The organism is Coprococcus sp. AM100_B19A (genome assembly GCF_027662015.1).
Lineage (GTDB): Bacteria > Bacillota > Clostridia > Lachnospirales > Lachnospiraceae > Allocoprococcus > Allocoprococcus comes.
Window position 1 is genome coordinate 90,118 of the sequence record NZ_JAQDKN010000010.1, and the last position, 21,918, is coordinate 112,035.

General features: G+C 42.6%; 20 protein-coding genes. 16 read left to right on the top strand and 4 right to left on the bottom strand.

The annotated features are described in order from the left end of the window. Positions 1–157: 157 nt before the first annotated feature. The 4 genes from PGQ33_RS11210 to PGQ33_RS11225 are packed head-to-tail and all read right to left on the bottom strand — an operon-like array spanning position 158 to position 3,364. Positions 158–1,015, bottom strand: a complete 858-nt coding sequence (locus tag PGQ33_RS11210; RefSeq protein WP_117557052.1) for a response regulator — start codon at positions 1,013–1,015, stop codon at positions 158–160. After that, the gene (locus PGQ33_RS11215; protein ID WP_243263480.1) at positions 1,016–2,278 is read right to left on the bottom strand and encodes a sensor histidine kinase; all 1,263 of its coding nucleotides are present in this window, start codon (positions 2,276–2,278) and stop codon (positions 1,016–1,018) included. A 38-nt stretch (positions 2,279–2,316) separates the two neighbouring features. Continuing rightward, the gene (locus PGQ33_RS11220; protein ID WP_022220771.1) at positions 2,317–2,628 is read right to left on the bottom strand and encodes an AzlD domain-containing protein; all 312 of its coding nucleotides are present in this window, start codon (positions 2,626–2,628) and stop codon (positions 2,317–2,319) included. Next, positions 2,618–3,364, bottom strand: a complete 747-nt coding sequence (locus PGQ33_RS11225; protein ID WP_195250836.1) for an AzlC family ABC transporter permease — start codon at positions 3,362–3,364, stop codon at positions 2,618–2,620. The genes PGQ33_RS11220 and PGQ33_RS11225 overlap by 11 nt, the downstream gene beginning before the upstream one ends. 214 nt (positions 3,365–3,578) lie before the next feature. Between PGQ33_RS11225 and PGQ33_RS11230 the strand changes: the two genes are divergently transcribed. The 16 genes from PGQ33_RS11230 (at position 3,579) to radA (ending at position 21,635) form a co-directional block, all read left to right on the top strand. Next, entirely contained in the window at positions 3,579–4,292 is a 714-nt protein-coding gene (locus PGQ33_RS11230; protein ID WP_008373293.1) for an IMP cyclohydrolase, read from the top strand. Between the two features lie 29 nt (positions 4,293–4,321). Continuing rightward, positions 4,322–5,500 carry a phosphoribosylaminoimidazolecarboxamide formyltransferase gene (locus PGQ33_RS11235; protein ID WP_173688748.1) on the top strand — a complete coding sequence of 393 codons (1,179 nt, stop codon included), beginning with the start codon at positions 4,322–4,324 and terminating at the stop codon, positions 5,498–5,500. A 274-nt stretch (positions 5,501–5,774) separates the two neighbouring features. Continuing rightward, positions 5,775–6,365, top strand: coding sequence for a manganese efflux pump MntP (locus tag PGQ33_RS11240; protein ID WP_117834638.1), 591 nt, complete (start codon positions 5,775–5,777; stop codon positions 6,363–6,365). Between the two features lie 19 nt (positions 6,366–6,384). Beyond that, positions 6,385–7,791 (top strand): radical SAM protein, encoded by a 1,407-nt coding sequence (locus PGQ33_RS11245; protein WP_117557047.1) that lies wholly within the window; start codon positions 6,385–6,387, stop codon positions 7,789–7,791. Positions 7,792–7,871: 80 nt separating this feature from the next. Further along, the gene (locus tag PGQ33_RS11250; protein ID WP_117557046.1) at positions 7,872–8,435 is read left to right on the top strand and encodes a TetR family transcriptional regulator; all 564 of its coding nucleotides are present in this window, start codon (positions 7,872–7,874) and stop codon (positions 8,433–8,435) included. A 182-nt stretch (positions 8,436–8,617) separates the two neighbouring features. Beyond that, the gene (locus tag PGQ33_RS11255) at positions 8,618–8,836 is read left to right on the top strand and encodes a cation transporter (protein WP_117557045.1); all 219 of its coding nucleotides are present in this window, start codon (positions 8,618–8,620) and stop codon (positions 8,834–8,836) included. Positions 8,837–8,868: 32 nt separating this feature from the next. Beyond that, positions 8,869–10,749 carry a heavy metal translocating P-type ATPase gene (locus PGQ33_RS11260; protein ID WP_270205748.1) on the top strand — a complete coding sequence of 627 codons (1,881 nt, stop codon included), beginning with the start codon at positions 8,869–8,871 and terminating at the stop codon, positions 10,747–10,749. Positions 10,750–10,919: 170 nt separating this feature from the next. Continuing rightward, positions 10,920–11,783, top strand: coding sequence for an arsenic efflux protein (locus PGQ33_RS11265; RefSeq protein ID WP_118219488.1), 864 nt, complete (start codon positions 10,920–10,922; stop codon positions 11,781–11,783). Positions 11,784–11,839: 56 nt separating this feature from the next. After that, positions 11,840–12,304, top strand: coding sequence for a large conductance mechanosensitive channel protein MscL (gene mscL, locus PGQ33_RS11270; RefSeq protein ID WP_022220518.1), 465 nt, complete (start codon positions 11,840–11,842; stop codon positions 12,302–12,304). A gap of 42 nt (positions 12,305–12,346) precedes the next feature. Beyond that, complete coding sequence (gene trpS, locus PGQ33_RS11275) at positions 12,347–13,432, top strand: tryptophan--tRNA ligase (protein WP_118219486.1); 1,086 nt, start codon at positions 12,347–12,349, stop codon at positions 13,430–13,432. Between the two features lie 34 nt (positions 13,433–13,466). After that, positions 13,467–14,813 carry a phosphoglucosamine mutase gene (gene glmM, locus PGQ33_RS11280; protein ID WP_055156102.1) on the top strand — a complete coding sequence of 449 codons (1,347 nt, stop codon included), beginning with the start codon at positions 13,467–13,469 and terminating at the stop codon, positions 14,811–14,813. A 198-nt stretch (positions 14,814–15,011) separates the two neighbouring features. Further along, positions 15,012–16,562, top strand: a complete 1,551-nt coding sequence (gene hcp, locus PGQ33_RS11285; protein ID WP_334303951.1) for a hydroxylamine reductase — start codon at positions 15,012–15,014, stop codon at positions 16,560–16,562. A 197-nt stretch (positions 16,563–16,759) separates the two neighbouring features. Continuing rightward, a complete protein-coding gene (locus PGQ33_RS11290) occupies positions 16,760–17,134 on the top strand; it encodes a GntR family transcriptional regulator (RefSeq protein ID WP_008368566.1) in 375 nt (124 codons plus the stop codon). Positions 17,135–17,159: 25 nt separating this feature from the next. Beyond that, a complete protein-coding gene (locus tag PGQ33_RS11295) occupies positions 17,160–19,607 on the top strand; it encodes an ATP-dependent Clp protease ATP-binding subunit (protein ID WP_270205750.1) in 2,448 nt (815 codons plus the stop codon). Between the two features lie 101 nt (positions 19,608–19,708). Then, positions 19,709–20,119: a hypothetical protein gene (locus tag PGQ33_RS11300; protein WP_008368562.1), complete on the top strand. Its 411-nt coding sequence runs from the start codon at positions 19,709–19,711 to the stop codon at positions 20,117–20,119. A 157-nt stretch (positions 20,120–20,276) separates the two neighbouring features. After that, a complete protein-coding gene (radA, locus tag PGQ33_RS11305; RefSeq protein WP_227121129.1) occupies positions 20,277–21,635 on the top strand; it encodes a DNA repair protein RadA in 1,359 nt (452 codons plus the stop codon). Positions 21,636–21,918: the final 283 nt, after the last annotated feature.

The following is a 21,918-nucleotide window of genomic DNA, read 5'->3' on the forward strand; positions in this document are numbered from 1 at the left end:
TCAAAATGAAATTTATTTTTGGAAAAAACTACAAATACGGGAAGGATTTATTGTATATAATGACGGTAACTATAAGTGATAATGAATTATAGGGAAAATATATAAATAAAAAAATTACGTAAAGAGATGAAATAAGAAGCAGGAGGGGACCTGAAAATCAGGCCCTCTCGGTGCATTCCTGAATCAGTGCATTCAGGAAATTTTTAATTTTCACATTGCCGTGCCGTACACTTTTTCCACGGATGAAATCCATTTCCCTTCGGACTTGTTCAAAGTTATACAGGGAGTTGGAGTAGGTTGTAAACGTGTCATTGGCGTAATCCTCAAGACCAAGGTTGGCAAGGTTGACCATTCCCATGTTGGCTGTCCGACGGATCCTTTGTTCCATGGATTTCGGATTGTCACTGAACCGGCTGCAAAGTTCGCTTAAAGTGACATTGTCAACTTTCTGGTTATGCTGGATCAGATAATCGACAAGGGAAATGATATCCTTGCTGCCACGTTCGCCGGTGATGCCAAGCTTTTGGAGAATTCCTTTTAACCGGATAATATAAGGTTTTTCAGCTGTATCATTTATAAATCCCTGTGGCTGTACAAAATTCTGCTGGGCTTGGAAAATCGTCTGTACCTGCTGCAATGTCCGGCGGGCGGTCAGGGATTCACTGACCTTCCGGAGGATGGATTCTACTTCGATACTGTTGATCGGCTTATGAATATAAAATTCAATGCCCGCAGAATAGGCGTCTGCGATCATATCTTTGGATGCAACCTGGGAAAGCATAATAAAAGTAAGATCCGGTGCATAAGAGCGGGCACGTTTTACGAAAGTGATTCCGTCTATTTCCGGCATCAGAAGATCAACAATTACGATGTCTGGATTTATAAGAGGAAGATCCGTAAGTGCATCCACACCGTTTTCTGCAGTTCCTGCAATCTCTCCAAGTCCCCGGTCCCGTATAATACGTTTTAATATATGCAGTACATTTTTATCATCATCAATGAGATAGAATTTCATTTATAAACCGCTCCATTTCTCTTTTGGTATAGTAAGTGTGAAAACTGTTTTTCCGGGAACGGAAGTTACCCGGATGGTTCCGCCTAGGCGGAATTCGATAAAATCCTTTACCAGGCTAAGGCCAAGTCCCCGATTGACTTCGCCGGTTTCGTAATTGATCTTTGTGGAAAAACCAGGTTCAAAAATTTGTTCCATATCCTCCGGATCGATTCCGGGTCCATGATCTTCAACTTCAATAACATAAGAAGAATCCGTGGAGGATTGACGGACAGAAAGCTCGACCAGATTTCCGTTTGTTGCTTCAATTGCATTGTTGAAAAGATTGCGGAAGATTGAGAGCAGAAGATAATGGTTCTGTGTATAAAGATTTTCTTCCAGCTGTATATTAAAAGAAAGTCGTTTCCCTTTTGGAAGGGATGCATCCAGGCTGCTTTTCAGAATGGTGAGGATATCATCCAGGCTCATTCCGTCATTTTCAGAATTTACTTTCATTGAAGAGGAAAGTCCTCTTACGATCAAATTGTAGTCTTTTTTGATCTCGTGGACATCCCGTGCGATCTGAAGTGCAGTGCGGGTGAGGGATTCGTCTATATTCCGTTCACTCATATCGTGGTAAAGGCGGTATGCGGTGCTCATGGTGTCCTCTATCATATGTGTGCCTTTCTGCATCAGAACAACTTCGCCGTTAAGCTCAGAGATCAAAAGAAGAAGATTCTGGTATCTCCGTGCATGTTCAGCACTCAGAAGACTGAACTTGTAATGGCTGAGACAGAACAGGAGAAGACCTGCAAGTGCAGTACGCAGAAGCGCAACCAGAAGGACACCTGCCTGGGACTGAAAAGAAAAAGCGTCCATACCCATACGGGACAGCAGTTCTGTTATATTTGCCAGATAGTCAAAAAGAAACATCCAGGGTAGGGAATACGTCGAAAGTTCATAGTCATTTTTACGGCAGTAGAGGAAAAAAAGGATTCCGTAGACCAGATAGAAAAACATTTCCGGAAAATAGCTCTGTGGATTCCAACTGCCAAAGCGAAGCCAGTGCATCAGTGTACGGGAAAAGAAAACACAGAGGGCACTTATCACCGTGACTGGAAGAATCGGATATTTCCCAAAAAGGATCAGAGACATGAAAATGCCAAAAATTCCGATGGAAACACGAAAATCGCTTTCAAAAAGTGAGATGCTGATCTGGGCGCCAATGATAACAGCAGCACTGACCAGCAAAATGTGGGTATAACGTGAAAAACTTTTGGTCCACATAAGAAAGCCTCCTTTATTCAGATCATCTCTCTTACAGTCTACAGTCCGGTTAATAATTCAACCAGAAATACGCCGGCACATGAAAACAGGGAAACACAGATCAGACTTTTTCTGTTCCATGCAAGGATCAGTGCGATTGCAAAACCAATGGCGGCAGACCAGATATTGGCGGTGGCTGTCAGAATGGCCGGAAAGGTCATAACAGCCAGAGTTACATAAGGTACATAATATAAAAAAGATTTTATAAAAGTATTTTTGATCTCTTTCCTGATCAGCGTCAGTGGCAGCATACGGATCAGATAGGTGACGGCTGCCATGACAAAGATATACATATATAGATTATGCTTCAACGGAAGAATCCTCCTTATCTTCTGGATTTGTTTCTTCTTTTACAGGGAAGAAATACGCTGCGATTCCGGCAATCAGAATCGTAAGGATAATGATTCGGAAGCCAGAAGAAATCTGGCATAGCACAGGAGCCTTTGTGAAAAGGAAGCTTGCTGCCATGGAAATCACGACAATGGTTCCGATGATCCTGTTATCACGTGCCGGAGGAATAATGATTGCGATAAACATTCCATATAATGCAACGCTCAGTGCGCTGACGATCCGGTCAGGCAGGATATTTCCTGATACTACTCCGAGGAAAGTACCAAATGTCCAGCCAGGTGCGGCAAGTGCCATCACACCGTAAGAATACCATGGAGTAATCCTTCCGGGGCGGGATACGGATACGCCGAAGACTTCATCCGTTACACCGTATGCGATAAGAAAACGGTGGAAAAAAGGATAGTGGTTATCAATTTTCTGTGAAAGGGCACAGGACATCAGCGAATATCTGAGATTGATGATGAGCTGGGTGAATGCCATTTCAAAATAGGATGCGGATGCCGTAATCAGTGAAAGACCAGCAAATTGCCCGGCGCTGGTCAGGTTTGTAAGGGAAATCAGAACAGCTTCCCAAGTGGAAAGTCCTGCATTTTTTGCCATGATACCAAAGGTAAATGATACCGCAATATAACCGAGACAGATGGGAATGCCATCCTGTATCCCGGCTGCAAAATCCATTTTTCTGTTTCTACTCATGAAGTAAAACCTCTCTTTTGTAAATAATCCCCAAATTTGAATTGTTATTTTACTAACATTTTACCATGGAACGGTGGTCTTGAAAATGATGTTTTAAAAGAACTTGAAAAAAAATTTACAGAAAGACTGGAAATATAGTGGTATTATGAGTTATAATAAATAGTGATAAATAAATGTGCAAACATAAGTACAAGTTATAAAAGGAGATTGAAGCATGGAAATGTTATCTATTGAAAAAGAACTGCAGAGCAATTCTTATCCTGGAAGAGGGATTATCATCGGAAAGTCTGCCGACGGAAGCAAAGCGGTCACAGCTTATTTTATCATGGGAAGAAGTGAGAACAGCCGTAATCGTGTCTTTGTAGAAGAAGGAGAAGGAATCCGCACACAGGCATTTGACGAGTCAAAGCTGACAGACCCAAGCTTAATTATCTACGCACCGGTGCGTGTACTCGGCAATAAGACGATCGTTACAAACGGAGATCAGACTGATACAATTTATGAAGGTATGGACAGACAGATGACGTTTGAACAGTCCCTTAGAAGCCGTGAATTTGAACCGGATGGACCAAACTACACACCACGTATTTCCGGTATCATGCACATTGAGAACGGAAAATATAACTATGCAATGTCCATTTTGAAGAGCAATAACGGAAATCCGGATGCATGCAACCGTTACACCTTTGCATATGAGAATCCGGTAGCCGGAGAAGGACATTTTATCCACACATACAAGTGTGATGGAAATCCGCTTCCGAGTTTTGAAGGAGAACCAAAGCTTGTTGCAATTCCGGATGATATGGACACATTTGCAGACACACTCTGGAACAGTCTGAATGCAGATAATAAAGTATCTCTGTTTGTAAGATATATTGATATTGAGACAGGAACATACGAAAGCAAGATCATCAATAAGAATAAATAGTATACAAAGGTGAAGAAGGAGCAGGAATCATGAATGAATTAGAACTCAAATATGGATGTAACCCAAATCAGAAGCCGTCACGTATCTATATGAAAGACGGAAGTGATCTCCCGATCAAAGTTCTGATGGGCCGTCCGGGATATATCAACTTTCTGGATGCATTTAACGGATGGCAGCTGGTATCGGAATTAAAAAAAGCAACCGGACTTCCGGCAGCAACTTCCTTTAAACATGTGTCACCGGCAGGTGCTGCAGTCGGACTGCCGCTGGATGAAACTCTTGCAAAAATTTACTGGGTAGATGACCTTGGAGAACTTTCTCCGCTTGCAAGCGCTTATGCACGTGCAAGAGGTGCAGACCGTATGTCTTCATTCGGTGATTTTATTGCGCTTTCTGATGTCTGTGATGTTGATACGGCAAGACTGATCAAGAGAGAAGTATCGGATGGAGTGATCGCACCTGGATATGAACCGGAAGCACTGGAGATTCTTGCACAGAAAAAGAAAGGTAATTACAATGTGATCCAGATCGATCCGAATTATGTTCCGGCACCGACTGAACACAAGGATGTATTTGGTATTACTTTTGAGCAGGGAAGAAATGAACTGAAGATTGATGATGATTTCTTCTCAAATGTAGTGACTGAGAACAAAGAAATTCCGGATCACGCAAAGAGAGATCTTGCAATTTCCATGATTACTTTAAAATATACACAGTCAAATTCTGTATGCTATGTAAAAGACGGACAGGCAATCGGAATCGGAGCCGGACAGCAGTCCCGTATCCACTGTACCCGTCTTGCAGGACAGAAGGCAGATAACTGGTGGCTGAGACAGTGCCCGAAAGTACTTGCTCTTCCATTTAAAGAAGGAATCAAGCGTGCAGACCGGGATAATGCAATTGATCTGTATATTGGTGAAGAATATATGGACGTACTGGCTGACGGAACCTGGGAAAATATTTTCACTGAAAAACCGGAAGTATTTACCAGAGAAGAAAAGAGAGCATGGCTTGATAAGCTGACGGGTGTGGCACTTGGATCAGACGCATTCTTTCCGTTTGGAGATAACATCGAACGTGCACATAAGAGCGGTGTTACATATATTGCAGAACCGGGTGGATCAATCCGTGATGACAATGTAATCGATACCTGCAACAAATACAACATGGCGATGGCATTTACCGGAATCCGTTTATTCCATCACTAAGATAATAAAAAAGCAAAGTTCCTGCAGAGGTAGAAGATCTACCTTTGCGGGAATTTTTTATTTCCTAGGAAATTCCGAAAGAACTTCCTAGGAAACAAAAGGCACTGCGTGCCGGAGATGCGCACTCGCACGAATCTATTGAAAAATAAAAAGATATGCGACAAATGTGGAAAAATGTCGTTAAAAAATAAACAGAACCGGTAATTTGAAGATTTATTATTCGGAAGGAAACTACATAATATATATATAACAGCCAGCAGGAGGAGGCGAATCTATGGGTATTCTTGAAATTCTTTTAATTTCAATCGGGCTTTCGTTTGACGTATTTGTCGTACATATCTGTGTCGGAGCAGGATTTTCAAGAAAGCACGGAAAAGACATACTCTTATCCAGTCTGCTTTTTGGAGGGGCACAACTCCTTGCATTGATCCTGGGAAATGTTGTTGCAGATATTCTGAAGCCGGACAGGAAGATGAATGAAACGATTTCAACAGCGGCAAGCGGTTGGGAAATTTTGTCGGTGCTGATATTTATCGGACTTGGTATCTATATGATCTGTAAAGCAAGAAATAATAAACAGATTTTTGAGCGTAGAAACGATGAGATAAATTGGAAACGGCTTAGAAAACTGGCAGTACTTACCAGCGTAGATGCGCTTTTTGCCGGAATGGGAATCGGCTTTTGGAGTGTAGAGATTCTGGAACAGGGGATGGTACTGCTTCCGGTTACGATCATTCAGTGTTTTCTTGGCGTGGAGGTTGGATACAGACTGGGCTGTGAATATAACCGCAGAGCTTATTGGATTGGCGGGATGCTGTTCCTGATCGCAGGAGCAGATATGGCGGTTACACATTTTCTATTTTAGATAGCAGGAGGAAAAGAGTATGGGCGAACTGACACATAAGGCAGCAAGGGCAGCCTTTGGTGGAGCAATTGATTTTGCAATGCGAAAAATGGATAAAGACAGAGAAAAAGGTCTGCTTGATATTGTAGATCTGACTGAACGTTTCATGGGAGATAATTTTCAGAAAAGTGCCTATGAGGGTGCAAGAAAACTGATACAGGATCCAGATTCCAAATGGATGCGCTATCTGAACCGTGCACTGGACGAGATCGAACCGCATGTTGTGAAACAGACCGCATTAAACCTTGGATTTGAAGCAGCATTTCACGGAACCAAAATGATCCGCAGCATGAGAGAGGTACATCAGTGTAATATTCCATGGCTGATCCTGATGGATCCGACAAGTGCATGTAATCTTCATTGTACCGGATGCTGGGCGGCAGAATATGGGCATAAACTGAATCTTACATATGAAGAGATGGACAGCATCATTACGCAAGGAAAAGAACTTGGAATTTATTTCTATATGTATACAGGCGGGGAGCCGTTAGTAAGAAAAAAAGATATTATCAGACTTTGTGAAAAGCATTATGACTGCGAATTTCATGCATTTACAAATGGAACACTGGTAGATGATGAATTTTGCGAAGAGATGAGAAGAGTCGGCAACCTGTCCCTTTCAATTAGTCTGGAAGGATTTGAAGAGGTCAATGACATGCGCCGTGGAGAGGGTGTATTCAACAAGGTTATGGCAACCATGGATCGGTTAAAGAAATATGGACTGATCTTTGGTACGTCTATCTGTTATACCAGAAAGAACATTGAAACGGTTACATCGGATGAATTCCTGGATATGATCATTGGAAAGGGATGTCGTTTCACCTGGTATTTCCATTATATGCCGGTTGGAAATGATGCAGCACCGGATCTGCTGCCGACAAAAGAACAGAGAGAATATATGTATCACCGGGTAAGAGAGATCCGCAGTATGACAGGCGGAAAGCCAATTTATGCGATGGATTTCCAGAATGATGGAGAGTTTGTCGGAGGATGTATCGCAGGAGGAAGAAATTATTGCCATATCAATGCAAATGGAGATGTAGAACCATGTGTATTTATTCATTACTCTTCTGCAAATATCCGGGAAGTTACGCTCCTGGAAGCTCTCAAACAGCCACTCTTTATGGCATACAGAGACCGGCAGCCATTTAATGATAATCATCTGCGGCCATGTCCGATGCTTGAGAATCCGGAAATCCTTCAGGAGATGATAAAGGAGACTGGTGCAAAATCAACAGATCTGCAGTCACCGGAGAGTGCAGAGCATTTATGCAGCAAATGTGAAGCATATGCCTGTGAATGGAAAGAAACAGCAGACAGACTTTGGAAAGAGCATCCGCATCAGCAGAAAGGCTACACAAACTATAAAAAACGCACAGAAAACTAAAAGAAAATCGGTTTGAAAAAGCGTTTCGGTTGTGATAGAATGTTCGTCAAGAGAAATGGGCAGGAAAAAGAGGACGATACATGGAGAGAAAAAGAGAATTGACAAAGAACCTGCTTGCAGAGAGCTTCAAGGAGCTTCTAATCAAAGGATCTTTTGATAAGATAACAATTAAGATGATCACAGATCAGGCGGGAGTTATCAGACCGACATTTTATAATTACTTTCAGGATAAATATGAAGTGATGGAGTGGCTTCTGGAGACAGAGGTATTCCGGCATGCCCGTGAGATGATGGAAGACGGGATGGAAAAAGAAGCGATCTATCTGCTGTTTCGGAAGATGGAAAAAGACCGGATCTATTATCTGAAAGCGTTTGAAGTTACCGGTCAGAATGGATTTGAAGAGATTCTTGAAAAAAAGATTCGCCAGCTGATTGAAGAACTGGTAAGCAGGCATAAGATCAAGATCGAAAAGCTTCAGGGTATCAAAGATAAAAAGATCTTTCTGGAGTTTCATACGATTACCGTTGTAAACGGGCTTAAATACTGGCTGACCAGCCGGGAGATTCACCTGACAGCGGATGAAGCGATGGAGTATTATCTGTTTCTGATGTCGCATCCTATTTTGGAGCTACTTGAAAAGTAAAGAACAAAATATAAATTTGAGAAGAATCTGGGATATTCCGGGTTCTTCTTTTTGTTTTACTGTCAGAAAATAAAAAATGTTATTTAAATTGCTTGACGGATTTCTATTACAGAGTTATTATGAACATATGAACAGTTGCTCATATGTTCAGTGAGAAAAATATTTTTCAGGAGGAAAAAGAGATGAAGAAAAAATTTAAAATGGTAGACCTTGATTGCGCAAACTGTGCAGCAAAAATGGAAGATGCAATCAAAAAAATTGATGGTGTAAATGATGCAACGGTAAGTTTTATGATGCAGAAGCTTACGATCGATGCAGATGATGTAAGGTTTGATGAAATTATGCAGGAAGTCGTTGCTGTATGCAAGAAGGTAGAGCCGGATTGCCAGATTCAGCTGTAAAATCGGAAAGGTATGAAAGGGGAGAGTCTTCTATGATGAAAAAACAGAAAATAATGCTGTACCGTATTATCGCAGCGGCAGTTATTTATGTTCCTCTTTTTGTACTGGAACATATGGGAAAACTGGAATTTAAGTCCGAAATTCCGGTGCAGTTTTTGTTATTTATGATACCTTATCTGATCGTGGGATGGGACATCATTTACCGGGCTGTGCGCAATATCAGTCATGGTCAGGTATTTGATGAGAACTTTCTGATGTGTATAGCAACGTTTGGTGCACTTGGAGTAAAGGAATATTCGGAAGCGGTAGCGGTTATGTTGTTCTATCAGATCGGGGAGTTATTCCAGAGTTATGCAGTCAACCGTTCCCGCCAGTCAATCAGTGCAATGATGGATATCTGTCCGGAATATGCGAATATTGAAGAAGACGGAAAGCTCAAACAGGTTGATCCGGATGATGTAGAGATTGGTACAGAGATCGTCATCAAAGCAGGAGAGAGAGTTCCTCTCGATGGTGTGGTTGTATCGGGAACATCCTTTGTAGATACTTCTGCACTGACCGGGGAGTCGGTTCCGCGAGAAGTAACAGAAGGTTCTGAGATTATCAGCGGTTGTGTAAATGGAAGCGGACTTCTTAAGGTGCGCACAACGAAAGAGTTTGATGATTCTACAGTTGCGAAGATTCTGGAACTGGTTGAAAATGCCAGCAGCAAAAAGGCACATGTAGAGAACTTCATTACAAAGTTTGCAAAATACTATACGCCGATCGTGGTTTGTGCGGCAGTTGTACTTGCATTCCTTCCACCAATCATTCTTGGCGGTGGATTTGCAGAATGGATTCAGAGAGCATGTATTTTCCTTGTAATCTCCTGCCCATGTGCACTGGTGATCTCTGTTCCACTTGGTTTTTTTGGAGGAATCGGAGCAGCATCCAAACAGGGCGTTCTGGTAAAGGGAAGCAATTATCTGGAAGCACTCTCTGAGATGAAAACGATTGTATTTGATAAGACTGGTACACTGACAAAAGGTGAATTCGTTGTATCAGAAGTTATTCCGAACGGATGGGAAAAAGAAGGACTTCTTGAAGTGGCAGCCCTTGCGGAAGGCTATTCCGATCATCCAATCTCAGCAGCACTCAAGAAAGCGTACGAAGAAGCGGAGCTTGGTGAGTTGTCCATGGACAGGGTGGAACAGGCTGAAGAAATCGCCGGACACGGAATCAAGGCAAAGATCGACGGAAGAGTTGTCTATGCCGGAAATGCAAAGCTGATGGAAGAAAAAGGCGTGGAATATGAGCCATGCACAGTCCCTGGTACGGTCGTATATCTGGCGGCTGAAAAAGAATTCCTCGGGACCATCGTAATTTCTGATACGGTCAAACCGGAAGCCAAACGTGCGATCGCGCAGCTCAGACAAAGCGGTGTCAAAAAGACAGTTATGCTTACCGGTGACAGAAAAGATGTCGGTGAAGCAGTAGCAGAAAGCCTTGGAATCGATGAAGTCTACACAGATCTCCTTCCGGGGGATAAGGTAGATAAGGTTGAAGCACTTCTCGGAGAACTCGGTGAGAAAGAAAAGCTTGGTTTTGTTGGTGATGGTATCAATGATGCACCGGTACTCTCCAGAGCTGATATCGGAATCGCAATGGGAAGCATGGGATCCGATGCAGCAATCGAAGCCGCAGATGTTGTTCTGATGGATGATAATATCCTTAAGATATCCTCCATTATGAGAATTGCAGGAAAAACTCTCCAGATCGTACATCAGAATATCGTCTTTGCCCTCGGTGTCAAAGTTCTGGTCCTCATCCTGGGAGCCCTCGGTATGGCCAATATGTGGGAAGCCGTCTTTGCCGATGTAGGAGTATCCGTAATCGCAATCCTGAACTCCATGAGAACACTGAAAGTAAAATAATAGGATCACAAAGCAGAAAGAACTACCCTCAAAGTAATGGGGGAGTTCTTTTTTTGATATAGAAAACGTACTGGTTTGCCTCACTACCATATTTCCCTTGCTTTTTTTTCAATGACAGTGTAAAATGACAAAACGGATTAGAATAGTGAAACCAAGAAGGGAGATACAAGATGGAACTGTTTATAGATATACTAAAAGATACAACAATCGACACTGTGAAACTGATACCTTTCCTTTTTCTGACATACCTTGCGATGGAATATCTGGAGAATAAAGCCGGTCAGAAGACGGTGCGGATGCTTCTTGGAGCAGGGAAAAAAGGGCCTGTGATCGGTGGAATCCTGGGCGTTGTTCCGCAGTGCGGATTTTCGGCAGCGGCAGCAAACCTGTATTCCGGCGGAGTCATCACAGTCGGAACGATGATCGCTGTTTTTCTGTCTACATCAGATGAAATGCTTCCGATCCTGATCTCAGAGCAGGCGGATGTCCGTAAGATCATGGCAATTTTAATCGGAAAAATTATCGTTGGTATTGTTGCAGGGATTCTGGTTGATATCGGAGTGCGGGTGCTAGGCAAAGGATATCAGAGAGGGCTGCACATTCATGATATCTGTGAGCATGACCACTGTCACTGTGAAGAAGGAAGCATTGTAAAATCAGCACTCATCCATTCGGTACAGATTCTGGTATTTATATATGTAATTTCTTTTGCGTTAAATGCAGTTGTGGAGTTGATTGGAATGGAACAGGTCATGAACGTGGTGACGCATTATCCAATTGCCGGAATTTTTCTGGCTGGTCTTGTCGGTCTGATTCCGAACTGCGCAGCTTCTATTACAATTACGAAATTTTATCTTGAGGGAGTCTTAAATGTCGGCAGTATGTTTGCCGGACTTTTGTCATGTGCCGGAATCGGACTGATCGTGCTTTTTAAGACGAACCATAGTTGGAAGAAGAATGTGATGATCGTCGCAACACTTTACGGAATCAGTGTAGTGTGCGGAATTATAGTGGAAATCTTGTTTGGAATGTAGTACAATATTCTTATATGCCGCAGAAGCCTAAAAGGAACGAAAGAAGTGGATTTGAGATGGCTAAAAAAGGATTTATTGCAGAATTCAAAGAGTTTATTGCAAGGGGAAATGTAATGGATCTTGCAGTCGGCGTTATTATTGGTGGTGCATTCCAGTCGATTGTGAATTCTCTTGTAAATGATATGATCATGCCGGTGATCAGTCTTCTGACTGGTGGGGTCAATTTTTCCAACTGGGTGATCCGGATCGGATCTGGTGAAAATGACACGATCAAATATGGCAATTTTATTACAGCGGTGATCAACTTTCTTCTGATGGCACTTGTTATTTTTTGTTTTGTAAAAGTGATGAACAATCTTGCTTCAAGAACAGAAAAGCTGCTTAAGAAGGAGGAAGAAGCACCGGCAGCACCGGCTACGAAGATCTGCCCGTACTGCATGTCAGAAATCCCGATCGCGGCAACCAGATGTGCATACTGTACATCTGAGCTTCCGGCTGAGGATACGGACAAAGAAGAATAAAGAAAAGACAGGAATAATACGACAGAGAGGAACATAAAAACAATGGAGAAAATTATTTTAACAGGTGACAGACCAACCGGACGGCTTCATGTCGGACATTATGTTGGATCCTTAAAGCGAAGAGTAGAACTGCAGAATTCCGGAGAATATGACAAGATTTTTATCATGATCGCAGATGCACAGGCACTGACTGATAATGCAGATAACCCGGAAAAGGTACGTCAGAATATTATTGAGGTTGCACTGGATTATCTGTCATGCGGACTGGATCCGGAGAAATCCACGATTTTCATCCAGTCACAGGTACCGGAACTGACAGAACTTTCTTTTTATTATATGAATCTGGTTACGGTATCCCGTCTTCAGAGAAACCCAACGGTTAAATCGGAGATCCAGATGCGTAATTTTGAAGCAAGTATTCCGGTAGGATTCTTTACTTATCCGATCAGCCAGGCAGCAGATATCACAGCATTTAAGGCAACGACTGTACCGGTAGGTGAGGATCAGCTTCCGATGATCGAACAGTGCCGTGAGATCGTACACAAATTCAACAGTGTATATGGAGAAGCATTGGTTATGCCGAAAGCGCTGATTCCGGAGAACGAAAGCTGTTGCCGTCTTCCTGGAACGGATGGAAAAGCAAAGATGAGTAAATCCCTTGGTAACTGTATTTATCTGTCTGATTCCGAGGAAGAAGTAAGACAGAAGATCATGGGAATGTATACAGATCCGAATCATTTGAAGGTATCTGATCCGGGACAGGTAGAAGGAAATTCCGTTTTCACTTATCTGGATGCATTCTGTACAGATGAACATTTTGAAAAATATCTGCCGGATTATAAGAATCTGGATGAATTGAAGGATCATTACAGACGTGGTGGACTTGGTGACGTTAAGGTTAAGAAATTCCTGAATGCGGTTATGCAGGAAGAGCTTGCACCGATCCGTGCAAGAAGAAAAGAACTGGAGAAGAAGATTCCGGAGATCTACGAGATCCTTCATAAAGGAAGTATTGAAGCTGAAAAAGTGGCAGCACAGACTTTAAAAGAAGTAAAAGATGCGATGAAGATCAACTATTTTGAAGATCAGCAGCTGATCCGGGAACAGGCAGCAAGATTTGCAGAATAAAGAAAGGCTTTAAGCCGGAGGAGAGATAATAATTATGGGTAAATATTTCGGAACAGATGGATTCCGTGGAGAAGCTAATGTAGTACTGACAGTAGAGCATGCGTTTAAGGTAGGACGTTATCTTGGCTGGTATTACGGACAGGAACACAAGGCAAGAATCGTGATCGGTAAAGATACCAGAAGAAGCAGCTATATGTTTGAATATGCACTGGCGGCAGGACTTACTGCGTCAGGAGCAGATGCATATCTTCTTCATGTGACGACAACTCCAAGTGTGTCTTACGTGGTAAGAACCGAAGATTTTGACTGCGGAATCATGATTTCCGCAAGCCATAACCCGTACTATGATAATGGAATCAAAGTGATCAACAGTAAAGGTCAGAAGCTGGAAGCAGAAGTAGAAGCCAAAGTGGAAGCTTATATTGATGGGGAATCCGGAGAAATTCCGCTTGCTAAAAAAGAGGCGATCGGAAGAACCGTAGATTATGCAGCAGGAAGAAACCGTTATATCGGACATTTGATCAGTCTGGCAACCCGTTCTTTTAAAGAGGTGAAAGTCGGACTGGATTGTTCCAACGGAAGTTCTTCAAGTATTGCCAAAAGCGTATTTGATGCACTTGGAGCAAAAACTTATGTGATCAATAATGAGCCGGATGGAACCAATATCAACACAAACTGCGGCTCTACACATATTAACGTGCTCCAGGAATATGTAAAAGAAAATGGTCTGGATGTCGGATTTGCATACGATGGAGATGCGGATCGCTGCATCGCTGTTGATGAGAATGGAAATGTTGTTGACGGGGATCTGATCCTTTATGTGTGTGGCAAATATATGAAAGAACATGGTCAGTTAAAAGACGATACCATCGTTACTACTATCATGTCGAATCTTGGACTTTATAAAGCATGCGATAAGATTGGCATGAAGTATGAAAAGACACAGGTCGGCGACAAATATGTCTATGAGAACATGGTCAAGAATGGATTCATGCTGGGCGGTGAACAGTCCGGACATATTATTTTCAGTAAGCATGCAACGACAGGAGATGGTATTCTGACTTCTCTGATGCTGATGGAAGTTATCATGGAGACCAAACAGTCCCTCGGACAGCTGACAGAAGAAGTGAAGATCTATCCACAGCTTCTGAAAAATGTGCGTGTGGCAGATAAGAAGACAGCAAGGGAGAATCCGGAAGTGGTCAAAGCAGTCGATGCAGTTGCAGAAGCACTTGGAGATGACGGAAGAATCCTTGTCCGTGAAAGTGGAACGGAACCGGTAATCCGTGTCATGGTTGAAGCGGCGACGGACGAGCTTTGCGAAAAGTATGTGACTCAGGTAATCGATGTGATTGAAAAAGAAGGACTCATCGTAGAATAAAAAATCTGAAATAGAATCGTGCAGAAAAGGATAGCTTGCAGATGAAAGTCTGTGGGCCATCCTTTTTTAGTTTGCGAACCATAGTCTGGATGTTTGAAAAATATTATGTGAATAATAAAGAAAAATGTTCTGCCGGTATAGATTTTCTATATTTTGACATGCTATTAAAAAAACATGGAGGAAAAAGAAATGAAGGAAATGTTTTGTTTTCAATGCCAGCAGACCGCTCATAACACGGGCTGCGAAGGACATACAGGTGTATGTGGGAAAAAGTCGGATACAGCAAATCTTCAAGATGAACTGACTGGTGAACTGATCCGGCTGGCAAGGGCAGTTACAGAAAATGAAAGAAGCAGATCTTCGGATGAACTGATGTTAAAAGGTCTGTTTACCACGATTACAAATGTAAATTTCAACAGTGATACAGTGAAAAAACTGTCAGATGAGATCAGAGAAGAAGCAGAAAACAGAAAACCAGGAAAAGATGCTTATAATGTACAGAAGATCTGGGAGGCATCGGAAGATATCCGTTCGTTAAAGTCATTGATCTTGTTTGGCTTACGAGGGACTGCGGCATATGCTTATCATGCATGGGCACTGGGATATGTGGATGCGGAGATTATGAATTTCTTTTATAAGGGAATGAGGATTCTGGGAGAAGAAAAAGGGATGGAAGAACTGCTTCCGGTAGTCATAGAAACCGGTAAAATCAACCTGCGCTGCATGGAACTTCTGGATAAAGCAAACACGGAAAGCTATGGAAATCCAATTCCGACAGAAGTTCCGCTTACGATAGAAAAGGGACCGTTTATTGTAGTCAGTGGTCATGATCTGCATGATATGAAGCTGCTTCTGGAGCAGACCAAAGATAAAGGCATCAATATTTATACGCACAGTGAAATGCTTCCGGCACACGGATATCCAAAATTAAAGGAATATCCGCATTTGAAAGGCAATTTCGGAACGGCCTGGCAGAGTCAGCAATTTGAGTTCCATAATATTCCTGCGCCAATTTTATTTACGACAAATTGTCTGATGCCGGTCAGACAGAGCTATGCAGACCGGGTGTTTACAACTTCGGTGGTGTCTTATCCGGAGATGGTTCATATTGGTGCGGACAAAGATTTTACGCCGGTTATTGCAAAAGCATTGGAATGCGGTGGATATCCGGAAGATCATCCGATGACAGGGATTAATGGAGGAACAACCGTGATGACCGGATTTGCACACAACGCAGTTCTGGAAAATGCAGGAAAGATCGTGGATTTGGTAAAGCAGGGGAAAATCAGGCATTTCTTTCTGATCGGAGGCTGTGATGGCGCAGCACCAGGCCGGAGCTACTATACGGAATTTGCGAAAAAGACACCGATGGATACGATCATCCTGACGCTGGCATGTGGAAAATACAGATTGAATGATCTGAGGCTCGGAGAAATTGAGGGGATTCCAAGAATCTTGGATATGGGACAGTGTAATGATGCGTACAGTGCGATTAAAGTTGCAATTGCTCTTGCAGAAGCGTTTGAGTGTGAGGTAAATGAACTTCCACTGTCTATGATCCTGTCATGGTATGAACAGAAAGCGGTTGCGATTCTGCTGACACTTCTGGCGCTCGGAATCAAAAATATTTACCTGGGTCCGACGCTTCCGGCGTTTGTGTCACCGAATGTTCTGAATTATCTGGTACAAGAGTATCAGATTACCCCGATCAGTACAGTAGATGAGGATCTGAAGAAAATTTTAGGTTGAAGAGGTTTGAACGTGAGAGAAAGAAATCGGAAATAAGAAATGAAAAGCATTACTTCTGAAACGGAAAGCACAAAAAAGTGTGAGTAAGAAGAGGTAGTGCTTTTTTACATACTGTTTCCTTTACAAAAAGTGTCGTCTGTGCTAACATAGATATAACAATGGCGATGCCGGTACAATAGAAAAAAGGAGTGCGTTTTATGCTGATTGAAATTGATTTTAACAGTGATGAGGCGATTTATATACAGCTCAGGAATCAGATCATTATGGGAATTGCCACTTCGACGATTCATGAAGGAGATACTTTGCCGTCTGTGAGACAGCTGGCAGATAATATCGGAATCAATATGCATACAGTGAATAAGGCATACAATGTCCTGCGGCAGGAAGGTTTTCTTCAGCTTGACAGACGAAGAGGTGCGGTGATCTGTATTGATGAAGATAAGCTGGAAGCTTTGCAGGATCTGAAAGAGCAGCTTCGGGTACTTCTTGCAAAAGGAAGTTGCAAAAACATTACGAAAGAAGAAGTTCATGAACTGGTAGACGAGATCTATGCAGATTATGAACAGAGATAGATTGAAAAAAGGAGACTAAAATTATATGGCAGAAAAGCAATATACAAGGCAGGCGCAGGAAGCGCTGAATATGGCACGGAAGATTGCAGCCGAACTGAAGCATCCATATGTTGGGACAGAACATCTTCTTTTCGGGCTTAAGAGGGTTTTTACCGGAGTTGCAGGGCAGGTGCTTGATAAGAATAAAGTCGATGAAGAACAGATGGAAAAAGCAATGGATATCCTTGTATCTGCTCCTGAGGAAGCTAAGAAGGAAAGAAAGCATCTGGAGTACAGTCCGAGACTTCGATATATTCTGGAAGAAAGCCAGAATGAGGCAGTGCAGCTTGCATCTGAAAAAGTCGGAACCGAACATCTTCTGCTTACAATGCTCAAAGATGGAGATTGTGTGGCTACCCGTATGTTGATGACCCTGAATGTAAATATTCAAAAACTTTTTCAGGATCTTCTGCTTGCGGCGGGAATTGATCCGAAAGAGTATATGGAAAATCAGAAGGATGGGGAAACTGTTGGCGGAATTATAGACCAGTACAGTACGGATCTGACACAGGAAGCAAGAGAAGGAAAGCTGGATCCGGTTATTGGACGTGAAAAAGAAATTGCACGTATCATGGAGATCCTGAGCAGACGGACCAAGAATAATCCGTGCCTTGTGGGAGAGCCGGGAGTCGGTAAGACAGCAATCGTGGAAGGACTTGCAAGACAGATCGCGGAAGGAATTGTTCCGGAAAGCATGAAAGATAAGCGGATCATGGTGCTGGATCTTCCGGGGATGATTGCAGGCTCCAAGTATCGTGGTGAATTTGAAGAGCGCATGAAAAAACTGATCCGTGAGGTAAAAACGGCGGGCAATATTATCCTTTTCTTAGATGAACTTCATACCATTATCGGTGCCGGTGGTGCAGAGGGTGCGATTGATGCATCCAATATTCTGAAACCATCTCTGGCAAGAGGGGAGATGCAGCTGATCGGTGCAACAACTCTTACGGAATACCGCAAGTATATTGAGAAGGATGCGGCTCTGGAAAGAAGATTCCAGCCGGTTACGGTTGAAGAACCGACAGAAGACGAGTGTATCCGGATCCTGGAAGGTCTGAAAGAAAAATATGAGGCTCATCATGATGTAGAGATCGAAGAGGAGGCGTTGAAAGCGGCAGTACATATGTCATGCCGTTATATCAATGACCGTTTCCTTCCGGATAAGGCAATTGATGTGTTGGATGAAAGCTGTTCAAAAGTAAAACTTCGTGGATTTAAAGTGCCGGAGAATATTGTTGGGACAGAAATCCGCTGTGGAAAGCTGGAGCAGGAAAAAGAAGCGGCGCTGAAAGCAGGAGATATTGAAAAAGCATCGGAGCTCCATAGAGAACAGAAGGAAGCAGAAAAGAAATTAGAGCAGGCGAAAAAGCGTTTCAATAAAAAGAATGAAAAGAAAAAAGTTCCGGTAACTGAAGAAGATGTTGCGGATGTAATTTCCATGTGGACACGAATCCCGGTAACAAGACTGAATGAATCTGAGAGCGAACGCCTGAAAAAGCTGGATAAAACACTGGAGAAGCGTGTGATTGGTCAGGAAGAGGCAATCCAGGCACTTTCCAAAGCGGTAAAACGAGGAAGAGTGGGATTGAAAGATCCGGCACGTCCGATTGGTTCATTCTTATTCCTTGGTCCTACAGGTGTCGGAAAGACAGAGCTTTCCAAAGCTCTTGCAGAAGCACTCTTTGGCAATGAAGAGGATATGATCCGGGTAGATATGTCCGAATATATGGAGAAGCACAGTGTATCCAAGATGATCGGATCGCCTCCGGGGTATGTGGGACATGAGGATGGCGGACAGCTCAGCGAAAAAGTACGCAGAAATCCATATTCTGTCATTTTGTTTGATGAGATTGAGAAAGCACATCCGGATGTGTTTAATATTTTACTTCAGGTACTGGATGACGGACATATTACGGATTCGCAGGGAAGAAAAGTAGATTTCCGCAATACGGTTATCATTATGACGTCCAATGCAGGTGCCAAGGCAATCATTGAACCGAAGAAGCTTGGATTTACCCAGCAGGAAGACCAGAAGGCGGATTACAAGCGTATGAAAGCAAATGTGATGGACGAAGTAAAGCAGTTATTCCGCCCAGAGTTCCTGAACCGTATTGATGAGATCATCGTATTCCATCCGCTGAATGAGGACAATATGAAGAAGATCGTAGGGCTGATGTGTAAAGAAGTTGTGCAGAGAGCAAAAGAGCAGCTTGAAATTATACTGGTTGTGCGTGATTCTGTGAAGAAGCATATCGTTGAGACCGGAAGTGACAAGAAGTATGGTGCAAGACCGCTGAGAAGGGCAGTACAGAGCCAGTTGGAAGACAAACTTGCGGAAGCACTTTTGAATGGTGAGATCAAACGTGGAGACCATGTGGAAGCCGGTATTTCTAAAAAGGAAATAAAATTTACAGTCAGAGAGATAAACAGCTAGCAAAAGAAGAAGTTTTATTATATAATAAGAAAAACGGTTCGGATGTGGAAAATTCACAGTCCACAAGTCGAAAGAGAAAGACCATTAGGAGGATTTGAACAATGACAGTAGTCAAAGAACTTATCAGAAGTGAATTAGACGGAACACTCAGTTTCGGTGATTACACTCTGGATACAAAGACAAAAAAGGATGGATTTGAATTTCAGGGAGATATATATAAAGTAAAGACATTTAAAGAGATTACAAAGCTTGAAAAGAATGGAATGTTCGTATATGAATCTGTTCCGGGAACTGCAGTAGAGCATTTTGAAGTATCAGAAGATGTGATCTCATTCAAGGTATCAGGGACAGGAGATGCACAGATCACACTGGAACTTGAACCGGATACAGATTATATCGTATATATGAATGATATGAATGTTGGTGATATGAAGACAAACTTAAGCGCAAAGCTTAGTGTAAGTGCGGAACTTGGAAAAGAAAGCGTTGAGATCAAGGTTGTAAGAAAGTAGGACAATGATTACAGCAAGAGTTGTTTGAAGTACATAGGTATTTAAGAAAAGTAAAAGAGTCTGCTTCGGCAGGCTCTTTCTTTACCGAAAGTATATAAACTGGGAACAGGCAAGAGAAGCAGTTGGTAATTTTTTAAGATAGATAAGGAGATGGAATATGGCGAAGGCAAAAAAGTCGGTTTTTTTCTGCCAGAATTGTGGGCATGAAGAATCAAAATGGCTGGGGCAGTGTCCAATGTGCAAGGAATGGAACTCTTTCGTGGAAGAGTGTGTGACAACATCGAATACGGCAGCAGTTAAAGCGGCAAAAGAGATTCGTATTGTACCATTGTCAGAAGTAAAGACAGAGAATGAAGAGCGGGTGACAACCGAGATTAAAGAACTGGATCGTGTACTGGGAGGCGGAATCGTACCGGGTTCCCTGATTCTGGTAGGCGGTGATCCGGGAATCGGTAAGTCAACGCTGCTCCTGCAGGTGTGTCAGAAACTGGCAAAAAAAGAACGAAAGGTTTTGTACATATCAGGGGAAGAATCGCTTCGCCAGATTAAATTGCGTGCACAGAGGATGGGAAAATTTAATGATCATCTGCTTTTGCTTTGTGAGACTAATCTGGAACTGATCCGCAATGTGATTGAAAAGGAAAAACCAGATACCGTGATCATTGATTCGATTCAGACAATGTACAGTGAAGAAGTCGGTTCCGCACCGGGAAGTGTGTCGCAGGTCAGAGAGGCAACAAATACGCTGATGCAGCTTGCAAAAGGGCTTGGGATTTCGATTTTTATTGTCGGACATGTTACAAAAGAAGGAACTGTCGCCGGTCCAAGAGTATTGGAACATATGGTAGATACGGTTCTGTATTTTGAAGGAGACAGGCATGCATCTTACCGGATTCTTCGAGGAGTGAAAAATCGTTTTGGTTCGACGAATGAGATTGGTGTATTTGAAATGCGAAGAGATGGTCTTCGGGAGGTGGAAAATCCGTCAGAATTTATGCTGAATGGGCGCCCGGAAAATGCATCTGGATCTGTTGTGGCATGTTCTATGGAAGGAACACGTCCGATCTTGCTGGAAATCCAGGCGCTGGTATGCGAAAGCAATTTTGGAATGCCAAGAAGAACAGCAGCAGGAACAGATTACAACAGGGTGAACCTTCTGATGGCGGTTTTGGAAAAAAGGATTGGATATCATCTTGGAAATTATGATGCCTATGTAAATATTGCCGGAGGTATCAAGATCAATGAACCCGCGATAGACCTTGGAATCGTGATGGCGATCGTATCAAGCTATAAGAACAGACCATTTGATGAACGGACGATTGTGTTTGGAGAAGTTGGATTAAGTGGAGAAGTCCGTGCGGTAAATATGCCGGAACAGCGGGTGGCAGAGGCGAAGAAGCTTGGATTTGAGACGTGTATTGTGCCGGAAGTATCTCTGGATAGCGTGAAGAGTATTGGTGGGATCAAAATCATTGGAGTGAAAAGCATTAACGAGGCAATCGGACTGATTGAGTAGGAGAACATGTAAAGAGGAAACAGGATAGATGTGATAATTTCTGTTCCCTCTTTTACATAGCAATTACGAAATTATAAAAGTTAAAGATCTTTAAAGATTCCGATTCTGGCGAGTAAGGAAATAGTTTACTTAAGCGGAAGCGGAGGACTGAACTGAAGCATCAAAATGTCAGAATATTCTGAATTGCGCAAAATATAAAAACAACATTGACAATTCCGGAAAGGCGTGGTAAGATAACATTCGTTCGCTGGTCGAGACAGAGACTAAGGAGTGGCATGCAGAG